Raw genomic sequence first — 20,425 nt, forward strand, 5'->3', positions numbered from 1 at the left:
ATGCTGACGCCCTCCCCCGCGATCGAGTGGATCATGCATGCCCTCACGGGCATGAAGTGGCCACAGGCCAACGAGGACGAGCTCCGCAACGCAGCGGATCTCTACGACTCCGTGGGCAACGACTACAAGCAGCTCGACGACCAGCTCGTACAGCTGCTCCAGAGCATCCGGCAGAACTTCGAGGGCGACGCGGCCACCGCGTTCCTCAATCTGGGCCAGGTCATCGCGGGCGGCGACAACTCGTTCCTCGATGCGGCGGCGGAGCAGTCCCAGCAAATGGCGAAGACCGCCCGGGACACGGCGAACCAGGCCGAGTACACGAAATGGATGATGCTCGCCCAGCTCATCGAGCTGCTGGCCGAGTTCATGTACGCCATGGCGTTCTCGTGGGTGCCCGGCTTCGGTGAGGCGCTGCTGGAGGGGCTGAGCTGGCGCACGCTCTTCACCCGGGTGTTCCTCAAGATGCTGATCAAGGAGCTGCTCAAGAGGATCGCCCAGCACGTCGCCCTCGGGGTCGGCATGGGCATCGCGATGGACCGCATCATCCAGCTGGTCCAGATCGGCCAGGGCAACCGGGACAAGTTCGACAACAAACTACTGCTGGACGCGGTCAAGTTCGGCGCGATCCAGGGCCTGGTCACCGGGCCGCTCAGCCTGCTCGCCCCGGGGATCGGCAAGTGGCTGGGCAACAAGCTCGGCAAGGGTCTGTCGAAGCTCCTCACCACGGAGCTGACGACGCTCTTCAAGACCCTGGAGAAGGTCGGGGGCAAGGGCGGAGCCAGTGACCTGGCCAAGAACGTGGCCAAGCTGCTGAGCGACCACGACCTCAGCCTCACCAAGGGCTTCACCAAGCTCGGTGGGAAGGAGGGCGCCAAGGCCACGACCGAGAACTTCATCAAGAACATGGGCAAGGAGTTCGCCAAATCCCCCATCAACGGGCTGACGAAGGAGGAGTCCCGTCAGATCGGCAAGACCTGGGCCAAGACCGTCACGGAGCACTGGTCGGGCCCGGCCAAGGGGGCGGCGGAAGCACTCAGCAAGGAACTCACCAGGGAACTGGGCAGCACGCTCGACAAGAACGCGCTGAAGGTGCTCGCCCACGACATGCCCCAGACCCTGATGCACATGGGTTTCCAGGGCAACAAGCGCTTCCGGCTGGGCATGGTCGGCAGTGGGCTGCTCGTCGAGTCCATAGGCCAGAACCTCGGTGAGGGTTTCTACAACCTGATCTACCAGGACGGCTTCTCCACGTCGTGGGACACCTTCGTCGCGGGCATGCTGACCGGCGGACTGAGTCACGGCGGGCACGTCTATCTCGTCCACCCCGTCGTGCATGCCATGTCCCACCACTTCGACACATCGGGACTCGACGGTGGGTTCGACAAGGGCCTGGACAAGAACTTCGACCTGGACCCGCCCAAGGGCCTGGACAAGAACCTGGACGGGCAGCTGGACGATCACCTCGACTATCTCGATGTGAGCGACACGGAGTCGCTGTACAGCAACACCACCGACGACACGTCCCATGACTCGGTGACGCCGGTGACACCTGTGCCGACGAGCTCCTCGAACACGACGGTCCACACGGTCAACCACTCGAACGACGTTCAGCACACGAACGACGTTCAGCACACGAACACTTCGGACTCCCGGAACGAGTCCGAGGCCCCGGTGACGCCGATCGCTCCCGTCTCGCAGGTAGCACCGGTCGCTTCCGTGCCCCACGCCAACACGGCATCGACCACCTCGCCGAACCTGTCGTCCACACCCTCGTCATCGCCCCACCTCCCCAATGCGGCGCCCCCGTCCCGCCGTCCGAACCAGTCCCCCCTTCTGCCGAACAACGGCGAAGGAAGCAGCAGTATCGAGCTGAAGCCCCTGCCGCGCCCGACTTCGACCCAGACCACTTCCACCGACTTCGACTCGTCGCTCACGCCGAACAACGAATTGGTCACGGCCCCGGAGTCGACGGCGAACAACGTCACGGAGACGGTGACCGAGACGGTCCATGTCAACGAGACGGTTGACGAGACGGTCTCGGAGACGCCCCCTCCGAGGCCGCTGTCCCACACCAACACCGTCTCCACCGAGCACCAGAACAACTCGGCACTCGACACGGATCAGCTCCAGAACAACCAGCACACCGATCAGCAGAACAACGACCAGGCCAACAACCAGATCACCGAACAGAACACCCAACAGGTCAATCAGCAGGTCAATCAGCAGGTCAATCAGCAGAACAACGAAGAAAGCCCGGCCGGCGGCCCCGAGCACGACGACACCCTGACGCCCCCCACCGCCGCGAACAGGCCCGGAGAGACCACCGCGGGCTCCCCCCGTCCGCCGCTCTGGCAGCATGACGTGAGTCAGTACGTCAAGCCGAACGCCACGCATCCCCGCCCCGCTGAGCGTCCGCTCCCCACCGGCTCCACCGCAGGCCACAGCAGCACCAAGCTGCTTCAGCCGGGCGGCAGGAGCATCGGTCGCACGCTCCACGACAAACTCAACGCCGCGCTCAGTCTCAAGCGCACCGGCGACCGGGCCGATGAATCCGTGATCAAGGAGATCGACGACGAACTGGCCCGGCACCCGGGCTCGTTCCTCGGCGACGGCCGCCGGTTCGTCGTCAAGCACAGCGTCCCCTTCCTCGGGACGAGTCTCACCAAGGCGAAGCGGACCGTGATGACCGTCACGGCCGTCCCGTACGCCGACAGGTGGACCCACCACCCGGATTCCGACGCCCGCGACCCGCACAAGCTGGACACCTCCCAGCAGCTCCAGCAGCAGACCGGTACGAACACCGGCACGTCCCGGGGCACCGGTCTCCAGCTGGGACTCGCCGCCGGGGCGCTGCCCTCCGACGCCCGGATGCTGTTCGACCTCCGCGGGAGCGCCAGTCACAACCAGAAGCATGTGATCGGCAGCCACGACCAGCGTTCGTTCCAGCGTGAGACGCGCACGACGGGCGGCAGCGAGTCCTTCCACCAGGACGTCTACTACAAGGTCGAGTTCCACCCGGACGAGCGGATCGACGCCTTCGGAACGGGCGTCAAGAACGGGATGACGACCCGGGTCTCCAAGGACTCCGCCGTGCCCAAGGAGTCGGAGCTGCGCGTACCGCACAACTTCACCCCGCCGCCCGGCGCGCGCCCCGGCTCGCCGAGCACCGAGGGCTTCGGGCCGGTGAAGTCGGTCTTCGACTGGGCGGTCCAGAAGCTCGACGCCAGGCCCGGCGGGTACAAGCACAAGCAGCTCAGCGACTACTTCAGCTCGGACCACTTCCACAGCAGGTCCGACGAGATCGCCCGCGGACCGCTGGCGCCACTCGACGTGCGCAGGCGCAACGGCCAGTCCGCAGGCACCTTCCAGGTGGGCAAGGCGATATCCGGCGAGCACCATCTGATCGAGGTCGTGGGCGACGCCGAGATGCGCATCACGGATGCCATCACCGTGAAGAACGAGGTCCTGGTCCAGGACAACCGGCGTTACGTGGTGGCCTTCTTCGGCGGTTCGCGGTTCGCCATCCCGACCGATCAGGCGCCGCACATCTTCATGCAGCTCGGGCTGACCCTGCACTACAGCCACGACTCCAGCGAGGTCTCGCTCCAGGGCGGCAACGTGGGCCGCAAGATCACCGGGCGGGTGAAGGGCAGCGACACGGCCCTCTACCTCCAGGAGCTCCAGGTCCCCGTCACCTTCGAGGGCGAGACGCACACCCTCGACACCTGGAGTCTCGTACGGCTGCCGGTGCGCGAGGCGCGCGAGCGGGCGGGCTGGGACCCCGACACGCATACCCGTCCCGAGGGGAGCGAGCCGCCGCTGCCCGCGCACTGGCGCAACGGCGACTACGACCTGACGCACACCAGGGCCACCGACCTCGTCATCGACAACACTCACGCCACGGACCCGGCGTCCCCGAACGTACTCGTCGACCGGGTACTCGACTGGATCAACCGGACGCACGGCGACTCGGTGCTGGTCGCCCCGCGTCCGGACGGGAACAGCGCCGATCCACGCGGCCAACTGACGAAGTTCCTGCAGGCCATCAGCGGCGAACGGAGCCGGGCGCAGGCCAACACCCGCATCATCATGGCCAAGTTCGACGAACGGAACCTGGCGACGACGCTCAACGAACTCGCCCACGACGGGCTGTCCGTCAAGCTGTTCGGCCGCAACCTCACCAAGGAAAACCTCTTCTCGCTGAACCTGAAGGCCGAGCTCGACCGGCCGGTCTACCAGGGCACCGACCGTGACCGGATGACCCGCCAGAACAACAACGCCGGTGAGCGCGTGGGCAACGCCCACAGCACCACGCACACCTTCGGGGCCCAGGCGGGCGGCACTGTCGAACTGCGCTCGAACGAGACGTTCCGTAAGGGCACGCCGGACCATATCGGCGTGCTGGGGGCCAGGGCGGGCGCGAGCCGCCAGCACACCCGGAGCAACGGCACCGTGTTCACCGCCGGCCGCGAGGACGTGACGGCCTCCCCGGCCGGGGTGCATTCCTTCTCGGCGACCGGCCGGTTCACGGCCGAGCTGGTGGGTGTGCACCAGTGGCACGCGACGTACCGGGCCCTCACACTCGGCCGAGCGGGGCGCAAGATCCACGAGCCGGTCACCGTGGGCGGTCCCGGGGCCACGCTCGGGGACTTCAGCGTGATGCTCCATCTGTCGGAGCAGTACATGCCGAAGGTCGACCCGCATGCGGAGGGCGCGGCCAACCCGTACGCCGTCGAACACGCGACCACCACCAGGGAGCTGACACAGGACGAGACCGAGGACCTGTGGGCGCCGTCGGCGTGGCAGCGCGCGGACACGCTCAAGAACATCCCGGTGATCACCCAGTACGTGCCGACGGACCATCACCTCCAGGAGGCGGGGCCGCTGGTCGCGAACCGGGCGACCCGCGGTGAGTGGTCGCTGACGACCGAGGGGACCAGCCAGCACCAGCGGATGAAGAACGCCCTCGGCTCGATGTCGCTGACCGCCGACTCCGACCAGGTGTTCTCCCCGACGGGCAAGCAGCTCAACGACGTACGCGCCCCCGGATTCCTGTACGGCGCGACGGGCGACATCCGCCTCGTCGGACGGCGTGGGAACCCGACCGCCGTGGGCGGCCCCGTCGATCTCAAGCCGGAGCTGAACAACAGCCTGGACCTGGCGGTGTCGGGAGGGGACGGCAAGGGCTGGGTGCTGTCGTTCGACCTGAACGCCGGGCACTTCCCCGCGCAGCACACGAGCGTGCCCACCACGACGCGTTACGGCTTCGGTGCCACTCCGTACTCGCGCTCCAGCATGACCTCGACGGGCGGCGGCCGGACCAACAGCCGGTCCGTCAACATCGTTCCGGAGAACGGTCAGTGGGTGCCGGTCGCTGCGAACGCCGAGTACCGGGTCGAGATGTCCGCCGACAAGCTCGGCGCCCTCACCCCGTTCCGCTCGAAGCTGCCCGCATGGACCGGGCAGCTGGTGGACAAGGCGAATGGCTGGCGCGGACTGGTCTCCGAACAGGCGGCCCACGCGCTGAACCTGTTCAACACCGGTATCACGCAGGTGCCCAGGCTCGCCGAAGGGGCCGGGGCCTGGTCGCACTCCTCGTGGTTCAAGGAGAGTCCGCTCGGGGTCGTCCCGGTGTCGGCGCCGAGCGGTCCGGACGCGAACCGTGCGCAGTTCATGCGGAGCCTGCGCAATCTGCGGTTCACCCGCAACAGCCTGGAGTCCATCAGGACACTGCTGTCCGAACGGCACGGGCAGGCCATGGTCGAGTCCGGTATTCCGCAGCAGTACCGGGGCCGTGCGCCCTGGCGCGGTTTCACCGAGAGTCTCCCGCTCGGGGGCAAGGAATACCGGGTGACGGTGAAGCAGGTCCCCGGCGCGCGGAGCGTCGAGGACTTCGGCTTCGGCGATGTGGAGAGCGGTCAGTCCGTCACCACCAGCACCACCGATTCGCGGGGCGTCACCCGTTCCCGCGGCCTTTCCGCGAACATCACCGAACGCATCACCGGGCCGAACGGTTCGTCGGGCGGCCCGCTGGGGAACTCCAGCGGCTCGACGGGAACGAGCGGTGGCCACAGCAGCTCGGAGTCGGACACCGTGGCACAGGTGACGGTCATCCCCGGCCCGCTCGCCACCGTCTCCACCTCGTACGACGTCGTGGTCACGGTCCTGGACAACAAGGGCGATGTCGTACTGGAACACACCTGGCCCGCGGGCAGCGCGAGGAGCCAGGAGCCACTGGCGCTGCTCAAGCCGGGCGGGGAGACCGAGGGCGATGTGTACACACCGCCGCCCGCCTCCGTGGACGTGTGGCAGTCGGCCAACGCGACGCCTGACAGGATCAGCCGGCACCTCGCCCAGCACGTGTCCGGCGACAACCGCCCCGCCGGGCTGGTCCCCAGCAACGGGGTGCACTTCACACGGGTACTCGGCTCGGAGAATGTCGAGGCGCTGGCCCACATCACCCTGGCGAAGGCCCAGACCCCGCACCTCAACGGCGGTCACGCGGGCAAGGGCCCGGAGACCCACGGGGTACTCACCGGTGACCAGCTGGCCCAGGCCCGCGCCAAGGCCGCGAACGTCAAGCTGCTGTCGCCCGGCAAGGGCGGCGGCGACACCCTGACCGCCGGCACCAACGAGCTGTCCCTGACCGGTTCGCTCATCGACGGTTCGGCACTCGGCGAGAACGGCTACCAGCCGCTCGGTCTGGTCGACGACACCCTCATCGGCGGCTCCACGGGCTCACTCCAACTCCACCCGGCCTTCGACCTGTCGGGGGCCAAACTGCTCGCGACGGCCGATGTGCGGATGGAGTTCGCCACCGGCACCGGTGAGAGCTTCGACGTGGGTGAGGGGCAGGTCCACGGCAAGAACGGCGGGCTGGGCGGTGACGCCATCGGGGCCGACTCGCACAATACGACCTACCAGATCACCCCGGTCATCGCGCCGGGCGTCGGCTCGTCGGAGGAGTACAAGTTCAACGAGGCGACCGCCGCCAAGATCAATATGAAGCCGGACACCGGGCGGGCCTTCCTCTTCTCCGTACCCACGAAGTGGCTGGCCGTCGCCGGGGTGCACCGCCACTTCAAGGACAGCTCGTTCGGCCAGGTGGCCACTCGCGGGCTGACCTGGGAAGGCTACGACCCGCCGGGCCTCCAGGCCGGTGAGACGGACACCGATGTGCTCGCCTGGATCCGCGAGGACGTGGCCCGGGATCTGGGGCTCATCACCGACCAGAACCACCCCGCGGCGCTGTCCAGCCAGTGGGACGACGTGGCCAAGGGGTGGAAGACCTGGAAGGCCAACCACGACGCGTACTGGAGCACCTACCGCCCGCTGACCGACCTGGCCTTCGTGGTGCAGGACGCGCAGCACCGGCTGGACGTGGCGACCACCCCCGAGGCCCGGCAAGCGGCCCAGCAGGCGCTGGACACGGCGAACGCCGAACTGAACGCGGCACGGGAGACGGTCCGGCCGAAGCTGGAGTCGCTGACCCAGAAGCTGCGGGACGCGGGCGAGCACTACCGCAATCTGCGGTCGGCCGCCGACGCCCTCAACGACTGGCACCGGCTCCCGGAGAACGAGCGCACCGGCACGGCGCCCGAGTCGCTGGCGTACGACGCGACCGTGGAGCACGACCACGGTGTGGAGAAGCCCGAACACGGCGCCGAGTACGAGGAGTTCACGAACGACGCCGGTGAAGTCACCAGCCTGAAGAACGTGGTGTCCGGGGAGATCCACGAGGTCGGTCCGACCACGAAGGACGGCAACGGCTTCTTCCACCACCTGGCCGCACACCTGGTCCGGATCGATCCGGACCTGCTGACCACGCAGGGCATCACCGTCCCGAAGGGCCACGACCTCACCGATACGGTGAACGAGTTGCGCACGCTGTTCGGCAAGAACCTCCGCGAGGACAGGGACAGTCCCAACCCCCTGGCGGACTACATCCACCCGGACCTCACCGACAAGTTCGAGCCCGACGAGATCCGCGCGGCCGGGCTGGACACCCTGCTGGACAGGTCCACCCCGCAGGGCCGGGAGTACACCGAGGGCAAGTGGATTCCGCACTCGGCGGGCCGCCCGACCGAGAACCACCGTGCGGTACTGACCCCGGAGCAGCGGACCTCGCTCGCCGCGTCGCAGACGACGCGGCCCGCCAACGAGGAGTCCGCTGCCAAGGACAGCGCGGGTGACCTGTATCCGCCGCTGGCTGCCCAGCTGTTCGGGGTTCCGGTGACGGTGATGGTGGGCGGCAGACGTCATACGTTCATGCCCAACGGCAGCGAGGCGACGGGCAACCCGGGCAACCGCGGCGTCGAACTGCTGCTGAAGGACGGCCACTACCGCTATGTGGACCAGACCCAGGACCTGAGGCCGCCGCAGGACCCGCCGTCCGACAACGAATCGGTCTCCGACGACGACTCGGTCTCCGACGGCGGGTCCGACCTCGAACCCGTGCCGGGTACGCCCCGCCCGGTGGTCAAGGTGCCGGACGACGGCTATTCGCAGCTCACTTCGCTGCTGGTCAGCGCGCCCTCGGCAGTCGCTCCGAAGCTCCCCCACCTCGGTCAGAAACTGCGGAACCTGGTCGGCTCCCCGGACGAGCTGCGCGCCACTGCCTCGGCCGCGTCCGACGTCGAGCACCACCAGGACCTGCACACGCTGGTGCTCGGCATGAAGGAGGCCGTGCACGCCCATGTGGTGGAGCTGGGCGCCCGCGGGCTCGCCATGCGGATGCCCCACCTCGTCCCGCAGTTCACCCAGGGCAACCGACGCGCCATGTACCGGGCCGTGAACCTCATGTTCAAGGAGGTGAAGACGGCCGTCGCCGCGTGGGAACACAGCGGGGACTCCCCCTGGTCCCAGAGCTTCCTGCCGCTGCTGGCCGATACCTTCGGGGTGGACCTCACCGTGCACACCGCGCCGTCCGGCGGTAACCCCGGCGGGTCGGACCGGTTCCGGCCCCCGCCCGGGGGTGGTGCACCGCTCTCCGTACACCTTCAGCAGAACGGCTCGCACTTCGACGGGACGACGGAGCCGACCGCCCGTCCGCGGACCGAATCGTTCCGTGTCCCGGGTGCCTCGCCGAACGCCCCGCTCCACACGCGGCACACCGGCCCGCTGGAGGCCCCGGCACCCGTTCCCCTGCACAAGCCTGCCGCCACGCCCACGCTCACCGCCGACTACTCCGTCGTCGAAATCCCCCCGCACCGCTCGGCCACGGCCCCCCATCCGATCGCCGACGTCAGTTCGCTGGGCACGGCCGAGATCCTGCCGCCCAGTGACCGGACCATGGACGAGGGCGGGGCCGCCGCGTCCGTCTGGGAGCGCGGGTTCGCCGTGGAGCGCACCCTGCTCAGCGACGGCAGTGTGCGCTCCGACGTCACGGTGCGCATCCATCTGGACGTGCAGCCGGGTGCCAACGCGAACCACGTGGCGAACGCCAAAGCAATGGCGAAGCGCGGCATCGACACGTACTACAACGACCCGAAACACCGTCTCCCGAACGGTGATCTGCTCCAGGTGAAGCTGGAGTTCGTCTTCGATCCCGCAGACGCGCACCGAAAGGTGAAGCTGCACCCGGACCCGGACGGCACGGGCCGCGACAACAGCGCCACCTGGTACGTCTCGGAGGGCGGGGCGGGCTCGATCGACAAGTCGTACGTCATCGCGCACGAGACCGGCCACCTCCTCGGCTTCCAGGACCAGTACCGCGAGGCCAAGCAGGGCCGTCCGTTCCGGCCGGTGTACGACGACCACTCGCTGATGTCCGGTTACGGCATCGACGCATCGGGACGCGTGCAGTTCGACATGGACCACATGACGTCCGACCACACCCTCTCGCCGTCGCTGCGGATCATGCCGCGAGATCTGCTGCTGCTCTCCACGGCCGTGGACGCCGCCTGGTCGCACACTCCGGGCGCGGGCGCGGCCCCGCACGACAAGGCCAGGGCACACATCCCGCTCGACGTACGCGAACGAGTGCTGCGTGGCAATGCCGGCACCGGCGCCAACGGTCTGCTCGCCCCACGCGGCCCGTCCGGACGCTTCCGCCCCGAAGCCACCGGACCGCTGAACCCCAACGGCACCTACCGGGCGGGCAAACGCCCCGACGGCACCGTCCAGACGATGTTCCCGGACCACTGGAGCCCCGACGAAGTCCTCCACGCGACCCGCCAGGTGTACCTCGACCATGTCAGGACCGGCAGCCTGAGGACGGACACCGAACGCTCAGGCCGCCAGACCTTCGACGGTGTGTACCAGGGCGTACGCATCAAGGGCACCGCCGACGCCATCGGCACCATCATCGACTTCGCACCCCACCCCGACCAGAGCGGCCTTCAGCCGCCCACCCACCTCGAACCGCCACCGCCCCGCAAGCTCACCGACGAGCCCGCGTTCAGCGACGCCTCCATGCGCTTCATGCTGCGCGGCGACGTCCCGACGCTGACCGGGGTGCAGTACGCGCACAGCGAGGACCGGCGCGAGCTGGCCCAGACGGACCGCGGAATCATCTTCGAGAAGCTGACGGACCCCGATTTCAACGGCGTGCGCCGGGCCGAGGTGTGGTTCCGGAACCCGCCGACGGGACCCGGGCCGAAGACTCTGAAGGTCGGCGACGGCGACTCGCCCGACGGGGTCGGCCAGGACGGCTGGGGCACCAATCCGCGGATGCTGTTCCCCGAGGAGTGGGCCCCCGGTGATCTGCGCGAGGCCGTACGGGACGCGCACAACAACGCCCTGGCCAACGGCCTCTTCGAAGTACTGCCCGACGGCGGCTACCTGTGGGAGGGCTCGGCGGGCGGCGTCCGGATGCAGGGGGTCGTGAAGGACGGCGAGCACCGCTGGTTCCGTCCGACCCGCTTCCAGCCGCACCCGGAGTGGGACGCGCACGACATCGCGGCGACCACCTCCGAGACCCCGATGACGTTCACCAGGGCGTCCGGCGGACTTGCCGAGTTCCGTGCGTCGCACGTGGTGTTCACCAACGGCGACCGCGGGCTGAACCTCACCCGGGTCGTCCGGTATTCGAGGGGCATGGACCCGGGGGCCCTCACCGAACTGCGCGAGAAGCTGTCCGACGTACAGGATCACATCGACGACACCTACAACTCCGGGGAGGAGAGCAAGGAGAACGGCCGGCTCCCCAAGACCCGGTTCACCGTGGAGCTCCGGCCGACGAGCAGGAACAACCCGTCGGAGGACGGCGCCGACATCGGAACGCTGTCCCTGCACAGCGCCGAAGACGCCGCGGCCCGGTTGCTGGGCTTCGACGTGGACCCGGACGCGGGCCGCCAGGACCTCGTACGCCAGGTCCTCGAACACCGCCGCCCGACGCCCCGGTCCACCCACTCCTGGAATCCCCCGAACCAGCAGCAGGGCGGGACACCGAGCCCGCTGCTCACAGCGGACGTCGAAGCCGCGCTGCGCCGCAACACGCACGCCGGGCTCTTCGACGAACCCGGTGTACTGGAACTGCTGGCCGCCCGCCGGTCCCAGGACCACGCCCCGCACGTCACCAAGGAATCGACCGAGGCAGCGCTCGCCGCCCTTACCGAGGACGAATTCGCGCCCGGCTACACCCGGACCCCGGACGACCAGCTCCCGGACGGTTGGACCCCGGACCGACTGCGACTGGCCGCACTGCGGGCAGCCCGCAGCAGCGCACCACGCACCCCCGACCCGCACCAGCCGGGCGCACTCACCATCGTCACCACGCCCGAACCGGGCGTACAGCTCACCACCCGCGTCAGCAGCACCTCGCTGGTCGTCCTCGGCGCCGAGATCGTCAGGGTGCCGCAGCCGGCAGCCCCGGCCGGGCACCCGCAGGCCCCGGCCCCTCAGCCGGGCAACCACGCCCCGGTCGACCTGACCAGCAACGTCACCCCGGTCAACCCGGTCCATCTGGCCGCCATATCAGGGGCGTTGGGCCTGCACCCCACCTATCTGCGCAGCGTTCTGCCCGTACTGCACCAGTCCGTCACGCCGAGCGAGGCGCTGCACACCCTGCAAACGCTGGCGACGCGGCTCGACGCGGGACCGCAGCTCGGCGAATTCGTCCGGCGGATGTCGGAACTCGGGGTCTCCGCCGACGACTGGTGGGACCTGTCGACCTTCCAGCACAGCCAGGGCGAGAGCATGCGCAGCCTGCTGGGCCCGGACCTGCAGCAGAGCCGGCAGCGCATCGACGAGTGGCAGCGCACCGAGGTGGTGGACACCGACGCCGTCACCGACGCCACCGCCCACGAGCTGGGCGTACATCCGCTCGCCCTGACCCGGCTCGCCGACGCCCTTCGGCTGTACTCCCCTTCGGACATCACCCGGCTGAACATGGACGCCGACTTCTGGCAGCGCCCCGCCACCCCCGAGGAACTGGCGCTGGAGTATCTGGCAGGGCACCGCACGGAGATCGAGGAGCTCCGCGCCGAGATCGACCGGGAGCGGTTCGACGAGCTCGCCGACGACCTCCTCGGCGAGGACCGTAACGAGACCGGCGATCCCGACCTCGACTACCACGGCTTCCTGCACTGGAGCAGGATGTCTCTCGAAGGTCTGCGGCACTTCACGACAGCCGAGCTGGACTTCCTGATCGGCAACTGGTCGGCGGTCAGGGACATCGTGCCGCCCCCGCCCGGCTTCGATCTCGCTGACCACCGGAGCGAGCTGTACGAGGTGGAACACCAGCGCAACATGGCCGAGTTCGCGGTCATCAGGGCGAACCGGGCCCAGGACCCGGTGGCGCTCAGCAGCGCGCAGGAACGCCTGGCTCAGCTGGATCCCTACGTCACGGACCACCGCGCCGAAATGGAGCAGCGGCTCGCCCAGCTGTGGTCCGAGAACCCCATGACCCCCGCCACTCCGGGGGCGCAGACCCCTTCCTCCCACCCGGCAACGCCGACGCACACGGTCTTCGACGAGGACATCGTGATGGGCGATGCCGACCAGATGGACTGGGACGGGGACATCGTGATGACCCCGAGCCCGCACCGGCCCCACTCGTCCCCGCACCTCACCACCCTGCACGAGACCACCGCACCCGTCCACGCCCCGACACCCGGCGTCGACTACTCCGTCGCCGAGATCCCCCCGCGCCCCTCCGCCTCGGTCCCCCGCCCCGAAAGGTCGCTGGGCACGGCCGAGATCGAGCGGCCCAGTATGCGGACCGTGGCGAAGGGCGGGGCCGCCGCATCCGTCTGGGAGCGCGGTTTCGCCGTCGAGCGCACCGAGCTGAGCGACGGCAGTGTGCGTTCCGACATCACGGTCCGTATCCATCTGGACCTCCAGCCCGGTGCCAACGAGAAGCACGTCGCGAACGCCAAGGACATGGCGAAGCGCGGCATCGACACGTACTACAACGCCCCGAAGCACCGTCTCCCCAACGGTGATCTCCTGCACGTGGAGCTGGAGTTCGTCGACAACCCCGCGCAGGCACACCGCAAGGTGGCGCTGCATCCGGACCCGGACGGCACGGGCCGCGACAACAGCGCCACCTGGTACGTCTCGGAGGGCGGGGCGGGCTCAGCCGACAAGTCACACGTCATCGCGCACGAGACCGGCCACCTCCTCGGCTTCCAGGACCAGTACCGCGAGGCCAGGACAGGCCGTCCGCTCCGGCCGGTGCACGACGACCACTCGCTGATGTCCGGATACGGCACCGACGACGCGGGACTCATCCAGTTCAGCATGGACCACGGGATCCACTCCACCCATCCCCTCTCGCCGACGCTGCGGATCGTGCCGCGGGACCTGCTGCTGCTCTCCACCGCGGTCGACACCGCCTGGTCGCACGCCCCCGGCGTGGGCGCGGGACCGCTCGACAAGGCGAGGGCACACATCCCGCTCGAAGTACGGGACCGAGTCCTGCGCGGCAACGCCACCACCGGCGCCACCGGCCTTCTCGCCCCACGCGGTCCCTCGGGACGCGTACGCCCTGAGCCCACCACACCACGCAACCCCAACGGCACCTACCAGGCGGGCAAGCGCCCCGACGGCAGCGACCAGACGATGTTCCCCGACCACTGGAGCCCCGAAGAAGCCCTGCACGCCACCCGCCAGGTCTACCTCGACCACGTCAGGACCAACAGCCTGACCACCGACCGCGAACGCTCGAACCGCCAGACCTTCGACGGCGTCTACCAAGGCGTACGCATCAAGGGCACCGCCGGCACCACCGGCACCATCATCGACTTCGCACCCCACCCCGACCAGAACGGCCTTCAGCCGCCCACCCACCTCCAACCGCCACCACCCCGCAAGCCCACCGACGAACCCGCGTTCGGGGACGTCGCCACGCGCTTCCTGACCTACGGCTCCACCGCCGACAGAACCGGCGTCCACTACACGCTGCCCGGCCCGAACGGGGCCCTCGCGCAGAACAAGCACGGCGTCTTCATCGAACCGCTGTGGCCTGCGCACCCGAACGGCACCCAGTGGGCCACCGTCTGGTTCAAGGACCCGAACCTGCGGGAGCAGACGGTACGGGCCCTCGCCAACGGCACCCCGCCGCCGCCCGCATTGCACCGCGGTGACCGGGAGAACGACGCCATGGTCGGCGTCGACGGCGAGGTGGCCACGCCCCATCTGCTCTTCCCCTCCGACTGGTCGACGCCCCAGCTCTTGGACTCGATCGTCGAGGCCCACCGCAACGCGCGCGGCAACGGTTCATGGGTGGAGGTCCCGGAGGGCGGCTACCTCTGGGAGGGCGTGCACGACGGCGTACGGATGCACGGCCACGTCCGCGACGGTGAACACCTGTGGGCCCGGCCCTCGACGGACCAACCACCGTCCCCGGACCACTCGCCCAAGGTGTTCGCGGTCACCCCCCCGGTAGATTTCGAGATGCCCAGGCCGGGCAGCACACCGGCACCGTTCCGTGTCCAGCGGGTAATCCACCTGGACGGCTCCCTGGGGATGCGCATCACCCGGGTGCTGTCGCATCCGGCGTTGTCCCCGGAGCAGAGCAACGAACTGGCCGGGCCGCTGCGCGAGGTACAGCTGCAAGTGGGCGCCGAACTCAACCGGCCCGACCCACTCGCACACCGCGAACTGAGCCTGATCACCTTTGCCGTGGAGCTGTCGCCGACGGACGACCCGGCGATGACCGAGTACAGCCCGGAGCTGTCGAACATCGCGACGGACTTCTTCAATCCGAACATGGTGCAGGACCTGATGGTGCTCGACCTCAACGACCAGGAGGCCGTGAACACCTTCCTGCGCGAGGCCGCCGACCGGCTGCCGCCGGTGTCGGAGCTACCGGCCGGCTGGCAGGGCCCGCAGGGGCAGCCGCACCACGAGCAGGACCCGGCCTGGACGTCGGACGTGACGACTTCGGTCCGCCGCAACACCCTGGCCGGACTGCTCGACGAGCCCGGAGTCAAGGCGTTGTTGGCGCAGCACCGAGGCCAGGAACCGCCCAGCCCGCTCACCAACACAGACACCAACACCACCGACACGAGCGCAGACACACACACCGTCGGCGCGGACGCGGGCGCAGGCACACACACCGACCGCATGGCCGCGGTGGCCGACGCCCTCGGACTGCAACCCTCCGACCTCACCAGCATCGAGAGCGCCCTGAAGGGCTCCGCCCTCATCCGCCCGGCCCTCGACGCACTCAACCAGCTGGCGGCCCGACTGGATGCCGGGCCCACAGGCCCCTTCGTGAAGCGGATGACAGAACTCGATGTGCCGCTCTCCGAGTGGTGGGACTTCTCCTCGTATCTGCACACCAAGAGGGCCTCGATGTCCGACATGGTCGCCCTGGACCGGACATGGGTCCAGCCGGTGCTCGACGACTCACGCGCCCATCCAGTGCCGAACGTCTCGGCCGAGGCGTCGGCCCAGGCGCACGCGCTGGGCGTGCATCCGCGCTATCTCACGCGGTTGGCCGACGCCCTCAAAGTAGGCACGGAAGACGTCGCCCTCCTGGGCAAGCGCAAGCCTTTCTGGCAGCAACCCCTGTCACCCGAGACCCTGGGACAGAAGGTCCGAGCCGAACTCGACAGCGAGCGCGAAAAGCGGGAAGACGCCCGCCTCGCCCGTGACCACAGACGCTTCGACGACGCCGCCGCCGAGCTGCTGGGCAGCCGATCCACCCGCACCGAGGAGGAGTTCCGCTCCTTCATGCACTGGTCCACGGTCGCGCACCTGGGCCTGGACGTCCTCCCGGATCAGCGACTGCGAGAGTTGGTGGGGCACTGGCGTCTGGAAACGAATGACGGCACCGACCCGGTGCCCGCGGACTTCGACCCGCGCAAGGCGGGGAAGCCCCAGGCCGAGCTGCTCCATATGGTGGCACTCGCCCATCGGTCGGGACCGCTACCCCAGAAACTGGAGAAGGCCCTGGCCAGGCGCGACGCGGACATCAAGGCGCAGTTGACGCTGCTGGACTTGTGGCACGAGGGGGACGTGCATCAGGACGACGGCCCGCCCGTGACGCTGCCCACGGCCCCGAACCCCGCCCAGTCGTCCTCCACTCAGCAGCACGCCTCGCAGAACGTCCCGCTCCGCATGCCGCACGCCAGCCCGCACAGGGCCCCGGCACCCACGCCCACACCCGCCGCCGGCCACGCCGTCACCGATGTCCCCACGGCCCCCGTCGCCCCGACCCCCATCGCCGAGATCCCCCCGCACTCCTCCGCCTCGGTCCCCCGCCCACCGGTCACCGACGTCCGTTCGCTGGGTACGGCGGAGGTACTCCCGCCCAGTGACCGGGTCATGGACCTGGGCGGGGCCGCCGCGTCCGTCTGGGAGCGCGGGTTCTCCGTCGAGCGCACCGAGCTCAGCGACGGCAGTGTGCGCTCCGACATCACGGTCCGTATCCATCTGGACCTCCAGACCGGTGCCAACGAGAACCACGTCGCGAACGCCAAGGACATGGCGAAGCGCGGCATCGACACGTACTACAACGCCCCGAAACACCGTCTCCCCAACGGGGATCTGCTGCGGGTGAAGGTGGAGTTCGTCGACACTCCCGCGCAGGCGCACCACACGGTGGAGCTGCACCCTGACCCGGACGGGGACGGCCGCGACAACAGTGGCACCTGGTACGTCTCCGAGATCGGGAAGGGCGCGGAGGACAAGGCGTACGTCATCGCGCACGAGACCGGCCATCTCCTCGGCTTCCAGGACCAGTACCGCGAAGCCAAGGCGGGCATCCCGCTCCGCCCGGTGCACGACGACCACTCGCTGATGTCCGGTCCCGACATCGACGAGTCGGGGCTCATCCAGTTCGACATGAACCTGCCTCCCTTCGATCGGCTCTCGCCGAACCTTCGGGTCGTGCCGCGGGACCTGCTGATGCTTTCCACGGCGGTCGACGCCGCCTGGGCACACACTCCCGGCGTGGGCACGGGCCCGCACGACGGGGCCAGGGCACACATCCCGCTCGACGTACGGGACCGGGTCCTGCGCGGCAATCCCAGCACCGGCGCCGCCGGCCTCCTCGCCCCGCGCGGCCCCGCCGGACGGTTCCGCCCCGAAGCGACCGGACCGCGCAACCCCAACGGCACCTACCAGGCGGGCAAACGGCCCGACGGCAGCGACCAGACGATGTTCCCCGACCACTGGAGCCCCGAAGAAGCCCTGCACGCCACCCGCCAGGTCTACCTCGACCACGTCAGGACCAACATCCTGACCACCGACTCCGAACGCTCAGGCCGCCAGACCTTCGACGGCGTCTACCAAGGCGTACGCATCAAGGGCACCGCCGACGCCATCGGCACCATCATCGACTTCGCACCCCACCCCGACCAGAACGGCCTTCAGCCGCCCACCCACCTCGAACCGCCACCACCCCGCAAGCCCACCGACGATCCCGCGATCGGGGACGTCGCACTGCGCTTCCTGACCTACGGCTCCACCTCCGACAGAACCGGCGTCCACCACACGCTGCCGGAGGAGGCCGGGACCTTCGCGCAGCGCCATCACGGCGTCCACATCGAACCGCTGTGGCCCGCACACCCGAACGGCACCCAGTGGGCCACGGTCCTGTTCAAGGACCCGAACCTGCGGGGGCGGACGGCGCAGGCCGTCGCCAAGGGCTCCCCGCCGCCTCTCGAATGGCAGCTCGGCGACCGGGAGAACGGGACCGTGTTCAACCCCGACGGCATGACCGCCGCCGGTCAGCTTCTCTTCCCCCACCACTGGTCGCTGCCCACTCTCCGGGACGCGATAGCCGGAGCCCACCGCACCGCGCGCAACGCCGGTTCGTGGGTGGAGGTCCCGGAGGGCGGCTATCTCTGGGAGGGCGTGCACGACGGCGTAAGGATGCACGGATACGTCCGCGACGGCGAACACCTGTGGGCCCGGCCCTCGACGGACCAACCGCTGATCTCGGCCATGTCTGCCAAGGTGCTCGCGGTCACCGATCCCGTACGGATCTCCTTGAACACACCGGACGGCACGCCGCTGCCGTTCCACGTCCAGCGGGTGATCCACGAGGACGGCACCCTGGGGCTCCACATCACCCGGGTCCTGGAGCGTCCCCCGCTGGCCGACGAGTTCCACGAATACCTGCGCGACGAGATGCTGCCGGACCTGCGTGAGCAGCTGGCCGCCGACTTCAATCGGCTCTCCCCCTACAGACACCGCGAGCTGAGCCTGGTCACCTTCGACATAGAACTGTCACCGACCGAAGACCCCGCGATGGAACTCGGGGACGACTCCGAGCTGGTCAAGATCGCACAGAACGACGGGGACCTGAGCTCCCTCCTGTCGGACCTGATGACGGTCGACTCCATCGACGAAGCGGGCATGGACGCCCTCCTGCAAAGCGTTCGAGGCATGCTGCCGCCGGTGTCGGAGCTACCGGCCGACTGGCAGGGCCCGCAGGGGCAGCCGCAGCACGAGCAGAACCCGGTCCTGAAATCGGTCTGGGAGTCGGACGTGACGACTTCCGTGCACCGCAACACCCCGGCCGGGATACTCGACGAGCCCGGCGTACGGGCGTTGTTGGCCCCATACCGAAGCCAGGAACCATCCAGCCCGCTCACGAACACCGGCACGGACACGGTCGTAAGCCCCCATCGCCTGGCGGCAGCGGCCGGGGTCCTCACACTGCGGCCCTCCGACCTCACCAGCATCACGGCCGCCCTGCAGGGGACCACCCCCCTCCGCACGGCCCTCGACTCACTCAACCAGTTGGCCGCCCGACTGGGCCTCGGGAGGTCCACGCGCCAGCTCGTGAAGCAGATGACGGACATTGGTGTGCCGCTCTCCGAGTGGTCGCACTTCTCGTCGTATCTGCACACCAAGGGGCACACGCTGTCCAGGGTGGCCTCCATGGATCCGGCCAGGGCCAAGAAGCTGTACGCAGACTCGCGCGCCCACCCGATGCCGCGGGTTCCGGACGACACACGCTTCTTCGCCTACACCCTGGGCATGCACCCGACCTATCTGCAACGGCTGGCCGACGCCCTCCACGTGCATCCGTCGGATGTCCTCAATCTGGGCGAGTACGAGACGTTCCGGCAGCAGCCCCACGCCCCTGAGGCCCTGGCGCGGAACTACTGGCTCGACAACCACCAGACGCTGGAGGATGTCCGCTTCGCCCGCAGTCACACACGGTTCAACACGGTCGCCGACGAACTGCTGGGCAGCGACCCCGACCTCGCATACGCGAGGTTCCGCTCCTTCATGCACTGGTCCGGGGTCGCGAGCGAGGGGCTGCACATCTTCACCGACCAGCGCCTGCGGGAGTTGGTGGGGCACTGGCGGGTGGAAACGAATGACGGCACCACCCACGTGCCCGAGGACTACGACCCGTTCGTGGAACGGGAGCAGCATGCCGATCTGCTCCATCTGGCCGACAAGTCGGCACCCCTGCTGGACCCGGCACGGGAGGAGGCCCTGGACAAGTACGAGCGGCACATACAGACCCGGCTGACCCAGCTGGACGAGCAGTACCCGGGGGGCGTGTCCCAGGGCGACGGGCCGCCCGTAACACCGTCCACGGCCCCGCCCGCGACTCAGCAGCCCGCGGCCCCGCGCCCGCACCTCCAGTCACCGCCCACCGTCCTCCCGCAGAGCCCCGCGAACCCCCCGCAGTCCTCTGCCGCCCCGCATGCCCCTGCCGCTCCACAGACCCCCGCCCCCACCGCCAGTTCCACTCCGGGCAGTGTCGAGATCCCCCGGCCCACCGCCGCCTTCAGGAACAGCGCGGGCTACACCGGACCCATCTGGATGCGCCAGTTCAGCGCCCGGCGCATCGAGCTGCCGAACGGTGTCAGCCGCTCGGAGATCACCGTACGCATCCACCTGGACGCCAAGGACGGTGTCACCCCGGAGGACATCGAAGCCACCAAGGACGTCACGGCCCGCAGCCTCACCAAGTACTTCAACGCGCCGCGCCACCGTCTGCCGAACGGCGATCTGCTGGTGGTGAAGGCCGAGTTCACCGACGACCCGGCCCAGGCGCACCACACCG

1 protein-coding gene (cut by a window edge) is annotated in these 20,425 nt (G+C 69.0%); it reads left to right on the forward strand.

Annotation, left to right across the window (positions count from 1 at the left end; genetic code table 11):
- Positions 1–20,425: the 5' portion of an EndoU domain-containing protein gene (locus OG385_RS09660; protein WP_266853690.1), read on the forward strand. The gene runs 6,611 nt beyond the window's last position; 20,425 of the gene's 27,036 nt are visible here — the first part of the coding sequence; it begins with the start codon at positions 1–3; its stop codon lies beyond the right edge, outside the window.

It is taken from the genome of Streptomyces sp. NBC_01306 (assembly GCF_026340465.1).
Lineage (GTDB): Bacteria > Actinomycetota > Actinomycetes > Streptomycetales > Streptomycetaceae > Streptomyces.